This is a genomic window from Ferrovibrio sp. (assembly GCF_017994015.1).
GTDB lineage: Bacteria > Pseudomonadota > Alphaproteobacteria > Ferrovibrionales > Ferrovibrionaceae > Ferrovibrio.
In genome coordinates this window covers 1-17,034 of record NZ_JAGOLP010000040.1, presented here as the reverse complement: position 1 = coordinate 17,034, position 17,034 = coordinate 1, and the positions used below count along the sequence as shown (strand labels likewise).

The 17,034-nt window shown below is 62.4% G+C and carries 13 protein-coding genes; 5 read left to right on the top strand and 8 right to left on the bottom strand.

The genetic code is table 11. From position 1 onward, the window contains the following. Complete coding sequence (phoB, locus tag KBB36_RS15715; protein ID WP_290982918.1) at positions 1 to 720, top strand: phosphate regulon transcriptional regulator PhoB; 720 nt, start codon at positions 1 to 3, stop codon at positions 718 to 720. Positions 721 to 777: 57 nt separating this feature from the next. Here phoB and KBB36_RS15710 read toward each other — a convergent pair whose 3' ends face one another. After that, complete coding sequence (locus KBB36_RS15710) at positions 778 to 1,410, bottom strand: phospholipid-binding protein MlaC (protein WP_290982916.1); 633 nt, start codon at positions 1,408 to 1,410, stop codon at positions 778 to 780. A 176-nt stretch (positions 1,411 to 1,586) separates the two neighbouring features. On the opposite strand from KBB36_RS15710, the gene KBB36_RS15705 reads away from it, so the two are divergent. From KBB36_RS15705 to metH, 4 genes are read left to right on the top strand one after another with little or no spacing between them, the layout of a single operon-like run. Continuing rightward, positions 1,587 to 2,588 (top strand): metalloregulator ArsR/SmtB family transcription factor, encoded by a 1,002-nt coding sequence (locus KBB36_RS15705; protein WP_290982914.1) that lies wholly within the window; start codon positions 1,587 to 1,589, stop codon positions 2,586 to 2,588. Continuing rightward, positions 2,585 to 3,484, top strand: a complete 900-nt coding sequence (gene metF, locus KBB36_RS15700; RefSeq protein WP_290982912.1) for a methylenetetrahydrofolate reductase [NAD(P)H] — start codon at positions 2,585 to 2,587, stop codon at positions 3,482 to 3,484. Before KBB36_RS15705 ends, metF begins: the two co-directional genes overlap by 4 nt. Positions 3,485 to 3,500: 16 nt before the next feature. Next, the gene (locus KBB36_RS15695) at positions 3,501 to 4,607 is read left to right on the top strand and encodes a homocysteine S-methyltransferase family protein (RefSeq protein WP_290982910.1); all 1,107 of its coding nucleotides are present in this window, start codon (positions 3,501 to 3,503) and stop codon (positions 4,605 to 4,607) included. Continuing rightward, positions 4,604 to 7,264, top strand: coding sequence for a methionine synthase (metH, locus tag KBB36_RS15690; RefSeq protein WP_290982908.1), 2,661 nt, complete (start codon positions 4,604 to 4,606; stop codon positions 7,262 to 7,264). The genes KBB36_RS15695 and metH overlap by 4 nt, the downstream gene beginning before the upstream one ends. 4 nt (positions 7,265 to 7,268) lie before the next feature. Here metH and KBB36_RS15685 read toward each other — a convergent pair whose 3' ends face one another. From KBB36_RS15685 to KBB36_RS15655, 7 genes are all read right to left on the bottom strand, one after another. Beyond that, positions 7,269 to 8,165: a lauroyl acyltransferase gene (locus tag KBB36_RS15685; protein ID WP_290982906.1), complete on the bottom strand. Its 897-nt coding sequence runs from the start codon at positions 8,163 to 8,165 to the stop codon at positions 7,269 to 7,271. Beyond that, on the bottom strand, positions 8,158 to 9,147 hold the full coding sequence (gene lpxK / locus KBB36_RS15680; protein ID WP_290982904.1) for a tetraacyldisaccharide 4'-kinase: 990 nt from the start codon (positions 9,145 to 9,147) through the stop codon (positions 8,158 to 8,160). The genes KBB36_RS15685 and lpxK overlap by 8 nt, the downstream gene beginning before the upstream one ends. Next, complete coding sequence (locus KBB36_RS15675) at positions 9,140 to 9,877, bottom strand: lysophospholipid acyltransferase family protein (protein WP_290982901.1); 738 nt, start codon at positions 9,875 to 9,877, stop codon at positions 9,140 to 9,142. Before KBB36_RS15675 ends, lpxK begins: the two co-directional genes overlap by 8 nt. A gap of 6 nt (positions 9,878 to 9,883) precedes the next feature. Then, positions 9,884 to 11,668, bottom strand: coding sequence for a lipid A export permease/ATP-binding protein MsbA (gene msbA / locus KBB36_RS15670; RefSeq protein WP_290982897.1), 1,785 nt, complete (start codon positions 11,666 to 11,668; stop codon positions 9,884 to 9,886). A gap of 140 nt (positions 11,669 to 11,808) precedes the next feature. Beyond that, a complete protein-coding gene (gene tkt, locus KBB36_RS15665; RefSeq protein WP_290982895.1) occupies positions 11,809 to 13,812 on the bottom strand; it encodes a transketolase in 2,004 nt (667 codons plus the stop codon). Between the two features lie 104 nt (positions 13,813 to 13,916). Then, entirely contained in the window at positions 13,917 to 16,106 is a 2,190-nt protein-coding gene (locus KBB36_RS15660; RefSeq protein WP_290982892.1) for a methyl-accepting chemotaxis protein, read from the bottom strand. 145 nt (positions 16,107 to 16,251) lie between these two features. After that, positions 16,252 to 16,821, bottom strand: a complete 570-nt coding sequence (locus KBB36_RS15655; protein ID WP_290982889.1) for a chemotaxis protein CheW — start codon at positions 16,819 to 16,821, stop codon at positions 16,252 to 16,254. Positions 16,822 to 17,034: the final 213 nt, after the last annotated feature.

Sequence of the window (17,034 nt, the reverse complement as noted above, 5' to 3'; positions counted from 1 at the left end):
ATGAGCGTGGCGATGAAGCCGCGGGTGCTGGTAATCGAGGATGAGGCTGCGCTGCTGGCGCTGCTGCGTTACAACCTCGAAAAGGAAAATTATGTGGTCGACGAGGCGGTGGATGGCGAACAGGCCCTGCTGCGTGTCGCCGAGCATATGCCCGACCTGATCCTGCTGGATTGGATGCTGCCCAGACTTTCCGGCCTGGAAGTGTGCCGCCAGCTGCGCCGCGATCCGAATGCCCGCAATGTGCCGATCATCATGCTGACGGCGCGCGGCGAGGAAGCTGATCGGGTGCGCGGCCTGGATGCCGGCGCGGATGATTATATTGCCAAGCCGTTCAGCCCGAGCGAATTGCTGGCGCGTATCCGCGCGGTGTTGCGCCGCATCCGCCCGGCTTTGGCCGAGGAGGTGCTGACCTATGGCGGCTTGGTGATGGATATCGCCACGCATAAGGTGACGCGCAACGGCCGTGAAGTGCATCTTGGCCCGACCGAGTTCCGCCTGCTGCGGTTTTTCCTGGAGCATCCAGGCCGCGTGCTGTCGCGCGATCAACTGCTCGATTCGGTGTGGGGGCGCGACATCTATGTGGAGCAGCGCACGGTGGATGTGCATATCCGCCGTCTGCGCAAGGCGCTGAATGGCGAGGGCGAGGATGATGTGATCCGCACGGTGCGTTCCGCCGGCTATGCCCTGGAATTGACCGCGCAACCGGCCGGCGTCAGCTGAGCGTCAGCCATATTTCTTATAAAGCGGCGCCGTTGGCTCAACGGCGCCGCTTCTGTGTCAGCGGCTGATCTGCTTGCGCAGGGCAGGGAACAGGGCTTCCACCTTGCCGCCGTTATTCTGGATCACGGATTCGAATTGCTGGCGCTGGGTGAAGGCCATGCTCACCCCTTCGATGATCACATCGGTCACCTTGGGTTGGCCGCCCTTTTCCACCACCTTCCACTCAACGCGGATTGGCGGCCCGGCCTTGCGGTTGATCTGCGACAGCACCAGCTGGGTGCCGCTGGGTTCGCTCTCGCGGCTGGTACCGTCATGCACGCTCATGGTCTGGCCGTCATACTGCGCCAGCAGGCCGGCATAGACCTTGACCAGATATTCCACAAAGAGCGGGTCATATTCCTTGGCCTGCGCCTCGGTAAGCTGGCGGCTGTAACGCCCCAGGCAGAAGCGGCTGACAGTTGCCAGATCAAGGTGCTTTTCCAGCAATTCGCGCACCAAATCCTCGCGCCGGTCTGCAGCCAGGCTGCGATCAAGCGCTTCCAGGGTTTCGGCGCCGACTTTGCGGATGAAACCATCGGCCTCTGCGGCGCGACCGGCAGTGGCATTGCCGAAGGCCAGACCGGCCAGCAGCAGCAAGCCGGCAGCCAGACGGTTAAGGGGTGGCAGGGACAGCGAAAGCAAGCGCGGCATCGTCAGTAAAGTCCTATCTGGAAAGGTCTTTCGGGGCAGGCGAAGCGTTGATCATTTCCTTATAATGCATTGCATGCTGGCTACCAAAGCCCATAGCAATGTCTTTTTCATGACGACGCGCACGCTTTGCCACAAAAAGCTATACAAAAATATAAAGATATGTTTATGTATTGCGCATGACGAGCCAAGAACCCGCCCTGACCCTGGATATGCTGATGGCCGCTTTGCGTGCTGCTGCCGAGCCGACCCGGCTGCGGCTGCTGGCTTTATGCGGCCAGGCCGAGCTGACGGTGACGGAACTGACCCAGATTTTGGGGCAAAGCCAGCCGCGCGTGTCGCGCCATCTGAAGTTGCTGTGCGAGGCCGGCCTGCTGGAACGGGTGCCGGAAGGCACCTGGGCCTTCTACCGGGTGGGCGAAAGGCTGAGCGGGGCGCCGCTGGTGCGCGCGGTAACCGCCTTGCTGCCGAGCGGAGACGCCACGTTGGGCCGGGATGCCGAAAGGCTGGCGGCAGTGAAGCGTGCCCGTGCCGAGGCGGCCGAAGCCTATTTCCGTGAGAATGCGCCGCGCTGGTCGCAGATTCGCTCGCTCTACGTTGATGAGAAGCAGGTTGAAGCCGCCGTAGCCGAACTGCTCGGCCCGCGCCCGGTGGGTGATCTGCTGGATATCGGCACCGGCACCGGCCGGCTGCTGGAAGTGCTGAGTGGTCAGTATCGCAGCGGGCTTGGCGTTGATCTCAGCCGCGAAATGCTGGCCATGGCGCGCACCAACCTGGAGCGTGCCGGCATCCGCCATGCCCAGGTGCGCCAGGCTGATATGTATAACCTGCAACTGCCGGCGCAGAGCTTCGATGCCGTGATAGTGCATCAGGTGCTGCATTATGCCGATGAGCCGGCCAAGGCAATCCAGGAGGCGGCCCGTGTGCTGCGCCCGGGCGGGCAGTTGATCGTGATTGATTTTGCCCCGCATGACCTGGAATTCCTGCGCAAGGAACACGCGCATCGCCGGCTGGGTTTTGCCGATGCCGAGGTGCGGCAATGGTGTCTGGCCGCCGATCTGGAACCGGCACCGCCGCATGTGCTGCCGGGCCAGCCGCTCACCGTGCAGGTCTGGCGTGCCGCGCGCCGTGCTGTTGCTACCATCCCCGTTTCACCCGTGAAGAAGATAGTCGCCGCATGATCCAGCTCGATCCCATTGCCGCCTCGGCCCGCCGTCTCGGCCCGCTCAAGGTTTCGTTCGAATTCTTTCCGCCCAAATCGGTTGAGATGGAAGAGAGCCTGTGGCGCTGTGTCACCCGCCTGGCGCCGCTCAATCCGCGCTTTGTCTCGGTCACCTATGGCGCCGGCGGCTCCACCCGCGAGCGCACGCATAACACTGTGGTGCGCATCCGCAAGGAAACCGGCTTGAAGCCGGCGGCGCATCTCACCTGTGTTGGCGCCCCGCGCGAAGAGGTGGACGAGGTGGCGCGGCATTACTGGGAAGCCGGCATCAAACATATCGTTGCGTTGCGCGGCGATCCGCCGGAAGGCAGCAAGGGCTTCGAGCCACATGCACAGGGCTATGCCAATTCGGCCGAACTGGTGGCCGGCCTGCGCCGCGTGGCGGATTTTGAGATCAGTGCCGGCTGCTATCCGGAGGGTCATCCCGATGGCACTTCGCCGCGCCTGGAACTGGATTATCTCAAGCGCAAGGTGGATGCCGGCGTCACCCGGCTGATCTCGCAGTATTTCTTCGATACCGAAACCTTCCTGCGTTTCCTGGATCGGGCGCGCTCGGCCGGCATCACGGTGCCGATTGTGCCGGGTATCCTGCCGGTGACCAATTTCCGCCAGGTGGTGCGCTTTTCGGCGGCATGCGGTGCCGGCGTGCCGGCCTGGCTGGCGGATATGTTCGACGGGCTGGATGACGATGCTGAAACCCGCCGCATGGTGGCGGCGCATATTGCCGCCGAGCAATGCCGCCGCCTGCAAGCAGCAGGGCTGGATGAATTCCATTTCTATACGCTAAACCGCGCCGACCTGACCTATGCCATATGCCATGTACTGGGCGTGCGCCCGGCACCGGCTGGCGCCTGAGCGGAGGGATCAAGGCATGATCGAAAATCTGAAAGCCATACTCGCTGCCGACAAGCCGGCGCGGCTCAAGCGCCGCCAGGCTTTGCACCAAGCCGCTGCCGAGCGCATCCTGGTGCTGGATGGCGCCATGGGCACCATGTTGCAGCGGCGCAAGTTGCAGGAGCAGGATTATCGCGGCACGCGCTTTGCCGGCGCGAATAGCGATCTCAAGGGCAATCACGACCTGCTCAACATCACACGGCCCGATGTGATCCTGGCGGTGCACAAGGAATATCTTGATGCCGGCGCCGATATCATTGAGACCAATACCTTTAGCGGCACCTGGATCAGCCAGGCCGATTATCATCTCGAAGCTGCAGTGGATGATATCAACCTGGAAGGCGCCCGGCTGGCGCGCCAAGCCGCCGATGAAATGACGGCCGCCGATCCGGCGCGGCCGCGTTTTGTCGCTGGCGCCATCGGGCCGACCAACCGTACCGCGTCACTTTCGCCGGATGTGAACCGTCCGGATTTCCGCAACATCACCTTTGATGAACTGCGTGAAGCCTACAAGATGCAGGCAGCCGGGCTGGTGGCCGGTGGAGCTGACCTGCTGCTGGTGGAAACCATCTTCGACACGTTGAATGCCAAGGCGGCGGTATTCGGCCTGTATGAATTGTTCGACGAACTCGGCGAGCAATGGCCGGTGATGATTTCCGGCACCATCACCGATCTCTCCGGCCGCACCCTTTCAGGCCAGACCACAGAAGCATTCTGGAACAGCCTGCGCCATGCCAAGCCGTTTTCGGTGGGTCTGAACTGCGCTTTTGGTGCGCAGCAGATGCGGCCTTATGTCGCCGAGCTTGCGCGTGTTGCCGATATCAAGGTGAGCGCCTATCCCAATGCCGGCCTGCCCAATCAGTTCGGTGAATATGATGAAGCGCCGCATGCCACGGCGGCACATCTGCGCGAATGGGCCGAACATGGCCTGGTCAATATCGTCGGTGGTTGCTGCGGCACCACACCCGACCATATCCGCGCCATTGCCGATAGTGTGCGCGATGTAAAGCCACGCGCTATTCCCAGCATCCCCCGTCAACTTCGCCTAGCCGGCCTAGAACCTTTTGCGGTGCCCGCAGCATGAGCCTCCCAGTCTTTATCAATGTCGGCGAACGCACCAACGTCACCGGCTCGGCCAAATTCCGCAAACTGATCCTCGGTGGTGATTATGACGCGGCGCTGGCCGTGGCGCGCCAGCAGGTCGAAAGCGGCGCGCAAATCCTCGACGTGAACATGGACGAGGGCATGCTCGACGCCAAGGCGGCGATGGTGAAATACCTCAACCTGATCGCCTCGGAACCGGATATCAGCCGCGTGCCGCTGATGGTCGACAGTTCCAAATGGGATGTGATTGAGGCCGGCCTGCAATGTGTGCAGGGCAAGGCGATTGTCAATTCCATCAGCCTGAAGGAAGGCGAGGCGCAGTTCCTGGCCCAGGCCACCAAAGTGCTGCGTTATGGCGCGGCTGTGGTGGTGATGGCGTTTGACGAGCAGGGCCAGGCCGATACAGCCCAGCGTAAATTTGATATCTGCGCCCGTGCCTACAAGCTGCTGACCGAGCGTATCGGCTTTCCGCCGGAAGATATCATCTTCGATCTCAACATCTTCGCTGTTGCCACCGGCATTGAAGAGCATAACAACTACGCCGTCGAATTTTTTGAGGCGACCAAGCGGGTGCGGGCCGAATTGCCGCATGTGCATATCTCGGGCGGCGTTTCCAATGTCAGCTTCTCTTTCCGCGGCAATGAACGGCTGCGTGAGGCGATGCATGCGGTATTCCTGTATCACGGCATCAAGGCCGGGATGGATATGGGTATCGTCAATGCCGGACAGTTGCCGATCTATGAGGAAATTCCGGCTGAATTGCGCGAGCGTGTGGAGGATGTGATCCTCAATCGCCGCGCAGATGCCACCGAACGCCTTCTGGAAGTGGCGGAAAGCTACAAGACCGGCGCAATGAAACAGGAAGCCGATCTTTCCTGGCGAGAAAAGCCCGTGCGTGACCGCCTGGCCCATGCCCTGGTGCAGGGCATCACGGATTATATTGACGAAGATACCGAAGAGGCCCGGCTAACCGTGACGCGGCCGCTGGAAGTGATCGAAGGCCCGCTGATGGATGGCATGAACATCGTTGGCGACCTGTTCGGCGCCGGCAAGATGTTTCTGCCGCAGGTGGTGAAATCGGCCCGCGTGATGAAAAAGGCCGTGGCCTATCTGATGCCGTTCATCGAGGCGGAAAAATCCTCCGGCCCGGCGCAGACCAACGGCAAGGTGCTGATGGCCACGGTGAAGGGCGATGTGCACGATATCGGCAAGAATATCGTTGGCGTGGTGCTCCAGTGTAATAATTACGAGGTGATTGATCTCGGCGTGATGGTGCCTTGCGCCCGCATCCTGGAAGAAGCCAAGAAGCACAAGGTGGATATCATCGGCCTTTCCGGCCTGATCACGCCGAGCCTGGACGAAATGTGTTATGTCGCTAGCGAGATGCAGCGCGAGGGCTTCACGCTGCCGCTGCTGATTGGCGGCGCCACCACGTCCAAGGTGCATACCGCCGTCAAGATCGCGCCGAATTATGCCGGGCCGGTGGTTTATGTCACCGATGCCTCGCGCGCCGTCGGTGTGGCGGGCAAGCTGGCTTCGGCCAGCGATGCTTCGGCATACACGGCAGATATTGCCAATGAATATGCCAATATCCGGGAAATCCATTCGCGTGAACGCAATGCCGGCCCACGCCAGAGCATTCATGAAGCGCGGGCCAACAAGGCCAAGCTGGATTGGACCGGCTATAAGGCGCCAAAGCCCAATTTCATCGGGCTGAAGGTATTCGAGGATTACCCGATAGCCGAGTTGATCGAGCGTATCGACTGGTCGCCGTTTTTCGCTTCCTGGGAATTGCGCGGGCGCTATCCCGCGATCCTGACCGATAATGTGGTGGGCGAAGCGGCGCGGAACCTGTTTGAAGATGCGCAGAAGATGCTGAAGCGCATGGTGGAGGAAAAGCCGGTACGCGCCTCGGCGGTGATCGGCTTCTGGCCGGCCAACAGCATCCATCATGATGATATCAGCCTCTATGCCGACGATACACGCGGCACCGAAGTGGCACGGCTGCATATGCTGCGCCAGCAGATGAAGCGCGATGGTGAGCGGGCCAATTTCTGCCTGGCGGATTATATTGCACCCAGCGATAGCGGCGTGGCGGATTATATCGGTGCCTTTGCCGTAACCACCGGCATCGGGCTGGATGACTGGATCAAGCGTGAATTCACTGCCAAGCATGATGATTATTCCGGCATCCTGGCACAGGCACTGGCGGATCGCCTGGCGGAAGCCTTCGCCGAGCGCATGCATGAGCGTGTGCGCAAGGAATTCTGGGGGTATGGCGCCGACGAACAACTCAGCAATGATGATCTGATCAACGAGAAGTATCGCGGCATCCGGCCGGCGCCGGGTTATCCGGCCTGCCCGGACCATACCGAGAAGGCAACCTTGTTCAAGTTGCTGGATGCCACCAACAAGGCCGGCATCACGCTGACCGAGAGTTTTGCCATGTGGCCTTCGGCGGCAGTGAGTGGCTGGTATTTCAGCCATCCTGAGGCCCGCTATTTTGGCGTTGGCCGCGTGCAGCGTGATCAGGTGGCGGATTATGCTAATCGCAAGGGCATGCCGCTGGATCAGATGGAACGCTGGCTGGCGCCGAATCTGGCTTACGATCCAACCCGCGCCGAGGCGGCTGAGTAGGCCGCTACTCTTTCGGCCAGCGCTTATGGACCCAGAACCAATGGTCCGGGCGCTCGGCGATCCAGCGTTCCAGCACACCATGGATGCGCGTCATGCCGGCCAGCAGGTCGGCATCACGTTCGCCGCTGGGGCTGAGTTGGAAGGGCGGTTCCACCAGCACGCGGAACCGTGCGCTGCCAAGCCGTTCTACCCGCACGCCGATCACCGGGCATTGCAAACGCAGCGCCAGTTCGGCGATGGCTGGAGCGGTCATCGCAGGGCGGCCAAAGAATGGCACGCTGATGCCGGAATTCAATTTCTGATCCACCAGCATGCCGAGCGACTGATTATTATTCAGTGCTTGCAGCAGAGCGCGGGCGGCACGTACGCCTTTTGGCACATGCCGCGCACCGCTGGCGCGGTGGCGCAGGCTTTGCAGCAATTCCTCGGTCAGTGGGTTGTTGGCGGCGCGATATACCAGCGTAAGCGGCAGGCCGCTTTGGGTGCCGGCCAGGCTGATCAATTCCCAATTGCCGTAATGCGCCGAGAAGAAGATCGCCGCCTTGCCGCTGTCACGCACCGCATCGATATGTTCAACACCGTGTAATTCAATCCGGTCGCCCAGCCGCAGCTTTGGCAGATGCGGATATTCCGCCATCACACGGCCAAGATTATCCCACATGCCCAGCAACGTGCTGGCGCGTTCGGCATCGCTCAAATGCGGCAAGGCAAGACGCATTTGCCGGTCGGCGACACGATGCACCCTGGTGCGAGGCCCGATCTTGCGAGCCAGCCAGCCGCCCAGCGCCGAGGCTGTATCCAGCGGCAGGCAGCCAAACAGCAGCAAAGCAAAGCGCGCGCCGAAATAGGCGACATATTCATGCGGTTCGGCGCGCAATGTGACACCTGCCCATTTAGGCATGGTTCAGTCTTTCGGCCAGAAAGGCATCCAGCGCCTCGGGCGCCTCGAAGGCCAGCGCCACGCGCAGCACACGCACCATGGCGCGGGCCTCGGCCGGCAGCCGCAGGGCATCCTTGGCCGTGGTGACCGGCACAGCCTTCAGCGCCACCGCCTGTTCCACCAGCCGCATGATGGTATCCGGCGCATAGGGCGCGTGATCCGGGAAGCTGTGCCGGGCCACAATCTCGGCGCCAAGCTCGCTCAGTGTGGCGAAAAACTTTTCCGGCCGGCCGATGCCGGCAAAGGCCAGCACACGCTCGCCGCGCAGGGCGGCGGCATCCTCGGGCTGCGGCAGCAGGTTGGCGGTGAAGACCGGCAGATCACCCAGATCAACCCGGCTTTGTGGCCTGCCAATCAGGATGATGGCATCGCTGCGCGCAAGGCCCTCGCGGATACCCTCGCGCAACGGGCCTGCCGGCAGCAACATGCCATTGCCAAAGCCCTGCGCGCCATCCACCACCAGGATGTTGAGATCACGCGCCAGGACATAGGTCTGGTGTGCATCATCGGCCAGCACCAGATCACAGCCGGCGCGGGCTGCGGCGCGGGCCGCTGCCGGGCGGTCGCGGCCGATCCAGGTGGGGGTCGCCTGCGCCAGCAGCAGGGCTTCGTCGCCTACCTGGGCGGCGTCATGCTGCTGCGGGTCTACCTGCAAGGGGCCGGCAGCACTGCCGCCATAACCCCGGCTGACAATGCCGGGCTGCCAGCCGGCGGCGCGCAAGCGCTGCGCCAGGGCAATGGTGCTGGGGGTTTTGCCGGCGCCGCCAGCCACCAGATTACCAATCGAAATCACCGGCACGGCAATTTCCTGCGGCCGCGCAGCAGCGCGATTGAAGCGGTTGGCGATGCCGTAAAGTGTGGCAAACGGGCTGAGCAGCATCGGCCAGATTGCAGCGGCGGCCGAATTCTGCCCGGCCGACCAGAATGCCGGCGCCTTAGGCATCGGGCTGTTCCCGCGCCGCCGGCTCCAGGGGCGCATGGCCACAGAGCCGGTCGGCTTCGTTGGTGATGGCCAGCAGGGCCTGCTCTACACGTAATGCTGCGGCTTCCAGGCTTTCGCTGGTGTCGCTAAACACATCCAGCGGCTCACCCCAGATGGTGACGCCGCGGGTGAAGGGCATGGGCAGGTGGAAGCGATCCCAGCTGCGGATCAGCTTGCGCTGCCGCGTGGCATAGGCAACCGGCAGGATCGGCGCTTTCGCCAGCCGCGCCGTGGCCACCACGCCGGGGCCGGCGCGCATGCGCGGGCCGCGCGGGCCATCCGGGGTGAAGCCGATGCAATTGCCCTCTTTCAGCACTTGCACCATGGTGCGCAAAGCGGCGCGGCCACCTTTTTCCTTGCCGGCCTTTTTGGGATTGGCACTGGAGCCGCGCACCGCGCCGATGCCGAATAATTCCAGGCTGCGGGCAATCAATTCGCCATCGCGGTGCTGCGAGATCAGGATCCGCATGGTCATGCTGCTGCCGCGCCAGGCCACGGTCAGCATCAGCAGCCGGCCATGCCAAAAGGCCACCACAGCCGGCTTGCGGGCCTGCCAATGGGCTTCAAGATGCTCGCTGCCGATGACCTGCCAGCGTGAGGTGGCATGCACAAAACGGATGTAGAAAGCGATGCAGGCTGCCGCCAATCGCAGGGCGACACGGCTGCGCAACAGGCGTTTCAGTATCGACATCGCCGATCACGCTCCGGCAGCGAATTGCGTGGCATAGAGCCGCGCATAAACGCCACCCTGGCCAAGCAATTCAGCATGGCTGCCCTGTTCCACCAGCTTGCCGTGTTCCAGCACAAAGATCACATCAGCATCCATCACGGTGGATAGCCGATGCGCGATCACCAGTGTGGTGCGGCCACGCATCAGGCGGCGCAATGCCTCCTGGATCAGTCGCTCACTTTCGCTATCAAGCGCCGAGGTGGCTTCGTCCAGCAGCAGGATCGGGGCATCGCGCAGCATGGCGCGGGCAATGGCAATGCGCTGGCGCTGGCCGCCGGAAAGCTTCACACCATTCTCGCCCACCATGGTGTCGTAGCCCTGCGGCAGAGCCTGGATGAATTCATGCGCGGCGGCGGTGCGGGCGGCATCCTCAATATCGGCCTGGCTGGCTTCCGGGCGGCCATAGGCGATGTTGTTGCGCACGGTATCGTCAAACAACGTCAATTCCTGGCTCACCAACGCGATTGAGCGCCGCAGGCTGTTCAAGGTCAGATGGCGCACATCCTGCCCGTCGATCAGCACGCGGCCCTGGCTGGCATCGTAGAAGCGCGGGATCAGGTTCAGCACAGTGGATTTGCCGGCACCCGAAGCCCCCACCAGCGCGGCCTTTCTGCCGGCCGGCACCAGCAGGTTGACGTTGCGTAGCGCCGGATGTTCGGGGTCATAGGCGAAGCTCACCGCGTCAAAGCGGATTTCGCCGCCTTTCACATCCAGTGGCTTGGCATCAGCAGCATCGCGGATGGTGACTTCCTGGTCCAACACCGCAAAAATCCGCTCGGCAGCGGCGAGGCCCTCCTGCAACGACACATTCAGCGTGGAGAGCGATTTCAGCGGCTGATAAGCCATCAGCACGGCGGCGATGAAGCTGCCCAATGTGCCGGGTGTGGTGGTGCCGGCAATGATCTGCTGCCCGCCGATGAAGGCCACCAGGCCGATGGCGATGCCGCCCAAAGCTTCGGTGCTCGGGCTGGCGGCGGCGCGGGCGCGGATCACGTGCATGGCGTGCACCAGGCGCTGTTCCACCGAGCGGGCGGCGCGCTCGGTTTCGCGCTCTTCCATGCCATAGGCCTTGATCATGCGGGCGCCGTCGAAGGTCTCGCTCAGGATCGTGGTCAGCTTGCCGGTTTCTTCCTGGCTGCGCTTCGAGCCCTTGCGGGTTTTTTTGCCCAGGCGGCGCGAAAAAATCGCCACCATGGGAAATACCACGCAGACCACCAGCGACAATTCCCAGTATTGCGCAAACATCACGGCGGCGAGGAAGAGCAGGCTGAGGCTGTCCTTGACAATGCCGGTGAGTGCCTTGCCCACCGCTTCGCGCAGCAGATGCGCGTCATACAGGAAGCTGGCAATCAGCTTGCCGGAATGCACCTGGTGCAGCCAGGCCAGATCAGCATGCATCAGCTTGTTATACATGCGGATCTGCGTATCTGCGATGATGCGTTCGCCAAAGCCGCCCATCAGCGAGCCTTCGAGATAGCCGGCAAAACCCTTGATCAGCGCCACACCGATCACCAGGGCCGGAATCAGATAGAGCCAGTCGGGATTGCCGCGCCCGAACAGGCCATCCAGGATCGGCTTGAGCAGCCAGGCATTGCCGGCAGTGGCAGCGGCCACCACGGCCATGCTGAGCGCTGCTATCAGCAAGGTGCCGATATGTGGTCGCACATGTTCGGCCAGCAGACGGCGGATCAGCGCGGTGCTGCTCGGCGGCTGGGTTGTTGAGACGGCGACGGCACGGGGCGTTTGGCTCACGGAAAATCTCGCGTGTTCAACAGCCTGGGCGTAAGGCCAGGAATCAATATCAGGGCGCGCAGGCTATAGCATGCGACGCCCCGCGCCGCCACCTTTCGCCAAGGCGGCGGCGGAACACTTCGTAAACCCAGGCCGGTGTTTTACAGCCGTGCCTTGGCGGCAGCCACCACGGCTTCCGGCGTGATGCCGAAATGCTTGTAAAGCTGCTCAAACGGGCCGGAAGCGCCGAAGCCCTTCATGCCGATAAAGGCGCCGCCATCGCCGATATAGGCATCCCAGCCCTGGTGCACGCCTGCTTCAATGGCAATACGCACCGTGGCTTGGCCCAGCACGGCCTTGCGATACGCTTCCGGCTGTTCGTCAAACAATTCAAAGCAGGGCAGCGAAACCACGCGGGTGCCGATGCCCTCGGCTTCCAGCGTGGCGCGGGCGGCGGCGGCGATAGCCACTTCCGAACCGGTGGCAAGCAGGGTCACCTGGGCGGTGCCGGCACTGGCCGGCAGCAATTCATAACCGCCCTTGGCGCTGAGATTTTCGCCGGCGTCACTGATCCGCTGCGCCGGCAGATCCTGGCGCGTCAGGCAGAGCAGGGCCGGGCGGTCCTTGGAACGGAAGGCGATGTCCCAGGCTTCAGCGGTTTCCACCGCATCGGCCGGGCGCAGCACCAGCAGGTTGGGGATGGCGCGCAGCGAGGCAACATGCTCAACCGGCTGATGGGTCGGGCCATCTTCGCCCAAGCCGATGGAATCATGCGTCATGACATAGATCACGCGCTGGCCCATCAGGGCCGAGAGCCGGATCGAATTGCGGCAATAGTCGCTGAATACCAGGAAGGTGCCGCCATAAGGGATAACGCCGCCATGCAGCGCCAGGCCGTTCATTGCCGCCGCCATGCCATGCTCGCGCACGCCGTAATAGATGTAACGGCCCTTGAAGTCGCCGGGCTTCACCGGCTCAAGGCCGGCAGTCTTGGTGTTGTTCGAGCCGGTCAGGTCGGCCGAGCCGCCGATGGCTTCCGGCAGCACCGGGTTAAGTGCTTCCAGCGCCATCTGCGAGGATTTGCGCGTTGCCCATTTCGGCTTGTCGGCCACCAGCTTGGCGATATAGGCCTTGTAGGCGGTTGCGTACTCGGTCGGCAGGTCGCCCTTCACGCGGCGCTCAAATTCGGCGCGGTCGGCGGCGGGCAAAGCGGCCAGGGCCTGGTTCCAGGCGGCGGAATACGCCGCGCCATTGGCGCCAGCCTGGCGCCAGGCGGCCAGGATCGGTGCCGGAATCTCAAACGGCGCATAGGGCCAGCCAAGCTTTTCGCGGGCGCCCTTGATCTCATCGGGGCCAAGCGGCGAGCCATGCACGCCGGAAGTGCCGGCTTTCTTGGGCGCGCCGAAGCCGATCACGGTCTTGCAGGCGATCATGGTCGGCTTGTCGCTGTTGCGTGCAGCGGCAATGGCAGCGGCCACGGCTTCCGGATCATGGCCATCCACGGCGGCGGTATTCCAGCCGCTGGCCTTGAAGCGGGCCTCTTGGTCGTCGCTGACCGAAAGCGAAGTGGGGCCGTCAATCGAGATGCCGTTATCGTCAAACAGCACGATCAGCTTGTTCAGCTTGAGATGGCCGGCCAGCGAAATCGCCTCGTGGCTGATGCCTTCCATCAGGCAGCCATCGCCGGCAATCACATAGGTGTAGTGATCCACCACCGCATCGCCGAAACGGGCATTGAGCAGCCGTTCAGCCAGCGCGAAGCCGACCGCATTGGCAATGCCCTGGCCGAGCGGGCCGGTGGTGGTTTCGATACCATCGGCGTGGCCGAATTCCGGATGGCCCGCCGTGCGGCTGCCGATCTGGCGGAAATTCTTCAATTCCTCCAGCGTCATATCCTGGTAGCCGGTGAGATGCAGCAGGGCATAGAGCAGCATCGAGCCATGGCCGGCCGAGAGGATGAAGCGGTCGCGGTTGGGCCAATGCGGCTGTGCCGGGTCGACTTTCAGAAAACGGGTGAACAGCACGGTGGCAACATCGGCCATGCCCATCGGCATGCCGGGATGGCCCGAATTCGCCTGCTGCACGGCATCCATCGCAAGGGCGCGGATGGCATTGGCCATGTCGTGGTGGCTGGCGGCGAGGGCGTGCGGGGGAATCTGCGTCATTTGCTGGGAATCCGGCTGGTTTTCTGCTGGGCGGCGCGAACATGACGGGCAAAGCCCGACCCGTCAACCCATCCGATTCAATCCGGATAACCCTTTGACTTACCTCATGTTCTAAAGAAGCCCACAACCTGCGCCAAGGTCTGGCCCTGGGTGGCGAGCTGCTGCGCCGAGGCGCTGGTCTGCTCCACCAGGGCGCCATTACGCTGTGTCATCTCGTCCATATTGCCCACGGCGGCATTCACTTCGTCCAGCCCGCGCGACTGCTCGCTGGAAGCAGCCGCGATTTCGGCCACGATATCCGACACTTTCTTGATCGCGCCGACAATCTCATCCAGCGACTCGCCGGCCTGATGCACCAGGCTGGCGCCGGCTTTCACCTGGGCATTCGATTCATTGATCAGGGCCTTGATATCCTTCGAGGCATTGGCGCTGCGCTGCGCCAGGGCGCGCACTTCCTGCGCCACGACTGCGAAGCCTTTGCCGGCCTCGCCGGCGCGGGCGGCTTCCACACTGGCATTCAATGCCAAGAGATTCGTCTGGAAGGCGATTTCGTCGATCAGTGCCACGATATCCGAAATCTTTCGGGCACTTTCCTCAATGCGGCGCACGGCGGCCACGGCTTCCTGGGTCACGCTGCCGCCCTTGGCGGCTGTGTCGCGTGCGGTCTGGCTCAACTGATTGGCAGCCTGGGCGTTATCGGCATTCTGCTTCACCGTGGCGGTGACCTGATGCATCGCGGCGGCGGTCTGCTCCAGGCTGGCAGCCTGGGCCTCGGTGCGGGCCGCTAGATCGGCGCTGCCGGCGGAAATTTCGGCCGAGGCATCGCGCACGGCATTCGAGGTGGCGGTGATCTGGCTCACCACCTCGCGCAGTTTATCAACAGTCTCATTGGCGCCGTCACGCAATTCGCCAAAGATGCCGGGATAATCCTCAGCGATGCGGCGGCTCAGGTCGCCGCGTGCCATCGCCTCGATGGTGCCGGCGATGTTGCGGGTCATTCCCTGGGCCTTGTCACTCAGGCCGTTCACGGCTTCACCAAGCTGGCGCAGGAAGCCGTTTTTGCCTTCCAGGTCAACGCGCTCGGCAAAACCCTTTTCGCTCGCCATGGCGATGGCGGCGATCACCTCTCGCTCCAGGCGCAACTGGTCGGTCATGTCGGCCCATTCCACCATGGTGCCGACGCGGGCGCCGCGCGTATTCACCGCCGGGTTGACGATCAGTTCAAAAATCCGCCCACCAACCGTGATGCGTGAACGATGTGTGCCGGATAGTTTGGCCAGCATGCCGCGCTGATGCGACGGATTCTTGTGGAATTCATCAATATTGCGGCCGATCAGCGCATCGGGATCAAAGCGCGGCAAGTCCTTGCGGATGTCACTTGCCGCATTGCGCAGCAATGCCAGCACGGCGCGATTGCAATAAACAATACGGTTCTCGGTATCGGCCACCATCACATTGGTGGTGGCATTCTCCAGGCCGCTCTGGGTGCGGGCCGCCAGCAGCGACACTTCGCGCAACGCCGCCGTGGCGCGGGCAATACCGCCGATCTCGTCGGGGCGATTGGTATAGGCCACCTCGCCAACGGTTTCGCCATCGGCCAGGCGCTGGATGATAAGGCTCAAGGCCCGCAATGGCCCGCGCACGCTGCGCAGGATCAGCAGCGACAGGCCGATCAGCACCAGCGCCATCACCAGGGTGATGATGCCGAATTCCACTGCCTTGGCGCGGAATTGGGTATCCACATCGTCTACATAGATGCCGGTGCCGATGAACCAGTTCCATGGCGTGAAGGCGGCGGTATAGGCGATTTTCGGCGCCGGCTCGGAATCCGGCGGTGTGCCGGGCTTGGCAAAACTGTAGACCACATAGCCGCCACCAGCACGGGCCTTGTCGCGCATTTCGCCGATTACGTTGCGGCTATTGGGCGTGGACGTGGCGTTGTTGGTCATGTCGGTGCCTTCCAGCGCCGGCCGGCCGCCATGCGCCACCGCAATGCCCTCCATGGTGATGGCAAAGACATATTCGCTGCCGGCATAGCGCATGGCACGCAAAGCCGTGATGGTCTCCTTCTGCGCCGCCTCCATACTCACCTCGCCCTTGCCGGCGCGTTCGTGATTGGTCTTGGCAATGGCAAGGGCGGTTTCAACGATATTGCGCACCATCAACTGCTTTTCGCGCAGCATGGTGTCACGCAGCGATTGCAGGGCCAGCCCGGAAAGGGCAAGCAGGGCAATGGCGAGCAGGGCGACTTGCAGCAGCAATTTGCCGCTGACTCCCAGGCGGTCGAAAAACATGCGTCGTCTCCTATGCTATAGGGCCAGGAAACGCTACCTGAAGGGGAAGTGTGAGGGGTTAGTTATTTTCCGCTCACATGGGAGATATTCGCAAAAATAAGCCAGAATTACGCCAAAATCATAGGCATACAGATTATATGCGGTACTATTGCACCGCGATCTGTGCCTGGGCCGGTGCAGCGGCAATCTGTTGCATCTGCGAGGCGGCTTGGCCGGTCACCAGCTTGTCCATGTCGATGATTGAAACCATGCGCTCGTCATTGGCAACAATCGCAGCCAGGAAACGATAATCCGATGCCGCATCGGTTTCCGGCACCGGCTGCAAATCACGGTCCTCGATGGACAGGATGTCCGACACGGAATCGACCAGCAGGCCAAAAGTGCCATTGGCCGCCACCACCACAATCACCACATGCATGCGGGTGGGTTTGGTAACGCCGCCACCAAGCCGGACGCGCAGATCGTAAATCGGCACAATTGTGCCACGCAGATTGATGATGCCGCGCACAAATTCCGGCGTGTTGGGCAGATTGGTCACATCGGTCCAGGCGCGGATTTCGCGCACGCTCAGAATATCGATGCCATAGACCTGGGCATCGATGGCGAAGGTCAGATAATCCTGCGCGCTGTGCAGACTGTCGCCAGCACCACCGCGACCGACCGATAGGCTGCGCTGCTGGCCGGCCTGGGGCCGGGTAGCGGGAACCTGATCCATGGTCGTTCTCCTAATGCGGATGGACTATTGCTGGGATAGTAGCAAATCCCGGCGGCTCTGGTTAAGACTTTTTCGCCGCTTTTCAATCCTGGCTAGCGGCTATAACTGGAATATAACGCCAGAACCCAGGAGGAAACGCCATGCAGATGCCGAAAAACGCCTTCAAGAAAGCCCTGGCCGAAGGCCGCCCGCAGATCGGCCTGTGGAGTATGC

Bases quoted from the DNA above. Each gene is read 5' to 3' on its own strand.
- KBB36_RS15675 (WP_290982901.1), bottom strand. From the start codon at position 9,877: ATGTCGATACTGAAACGCCTGTTGCGCAGCCGTGTCGCCCTGCGATTG.
- KBB36_RS15655 (WP_290982889.1), bottom strand. From the start codon at position 16,821: ATGGATCAGGTTCCCGCTACCCGGCCCCAGGCCGGCCAGCAGCGCAGC.
- KBB36_RS15685 (WP_290982906.1), bottom strand. From the start codon at position 8,165: ATGCCTAAATGGGCAGGTGTCACATTGCGCGCCGAACCGCATGAATAT.
- KBB36_RS15660 (WP_290982892.1), bottom strand. From the start codon at position 16,106: ATGTTTTTCGACCGCCTGGGAGTCAGCGGCAAATTGCTGCTGCAAGTC.
- tkt (WP_290982895.1), bottom strand. From the start codon at position 13,812: ATGACGCAGATTCCCCCGCACGCCCTCGCCGCCAGCCACCACGACATG.
- lpxK (WP_290982904.1), bottom strand. From the start codon at position 9,147: ATGCCTAAGGCGCCGGCATTCTGGTCGGCCGGGCAGAATTCGGCCGCC.
- metF (WP_290982912.1), top strand. From the start codon at position 2,585: ATGATCCAGCTCGATCCCATTGCCGCCTCGGCCCGCCGTCTCGGCCCG.
- KBB36_RS15705 (WP_290982914.1), top strand. From the start codon at position 1,587: ATGACGAGCCAAGAACCCGCCCTGACCCTGGATATGCTGATGGCCGCT.
- phoB (WP_290982918.1), top strand. From the start codon at position 1: ATGAGCGTGGCGATGAAGCCGCGGGTGCTGGTAATCGAGGATGAGGCT.
- metH (WP_290982908.1), top strand. From the start codon at position 4,604: ATGAGCCTCCCAGTCTTTATCAATGTCGGCGAACGCACCAACGTCACC.
- KBB36_RS15710 (WP_290982916.1), bottom strand. From the start codon at position 1,410: ATGCCGCGCTTGCTTTCGCTGTCCCTGCCACCCCTTAACCGTCTGGCT.
- KBB36_RS15695 (WP_290982910.1), top strand. From the start codon at position 3,501: ATGATCGAAAATCTGAAAGCCATACTCGCTGCCGACAAGCCGGCGCGG.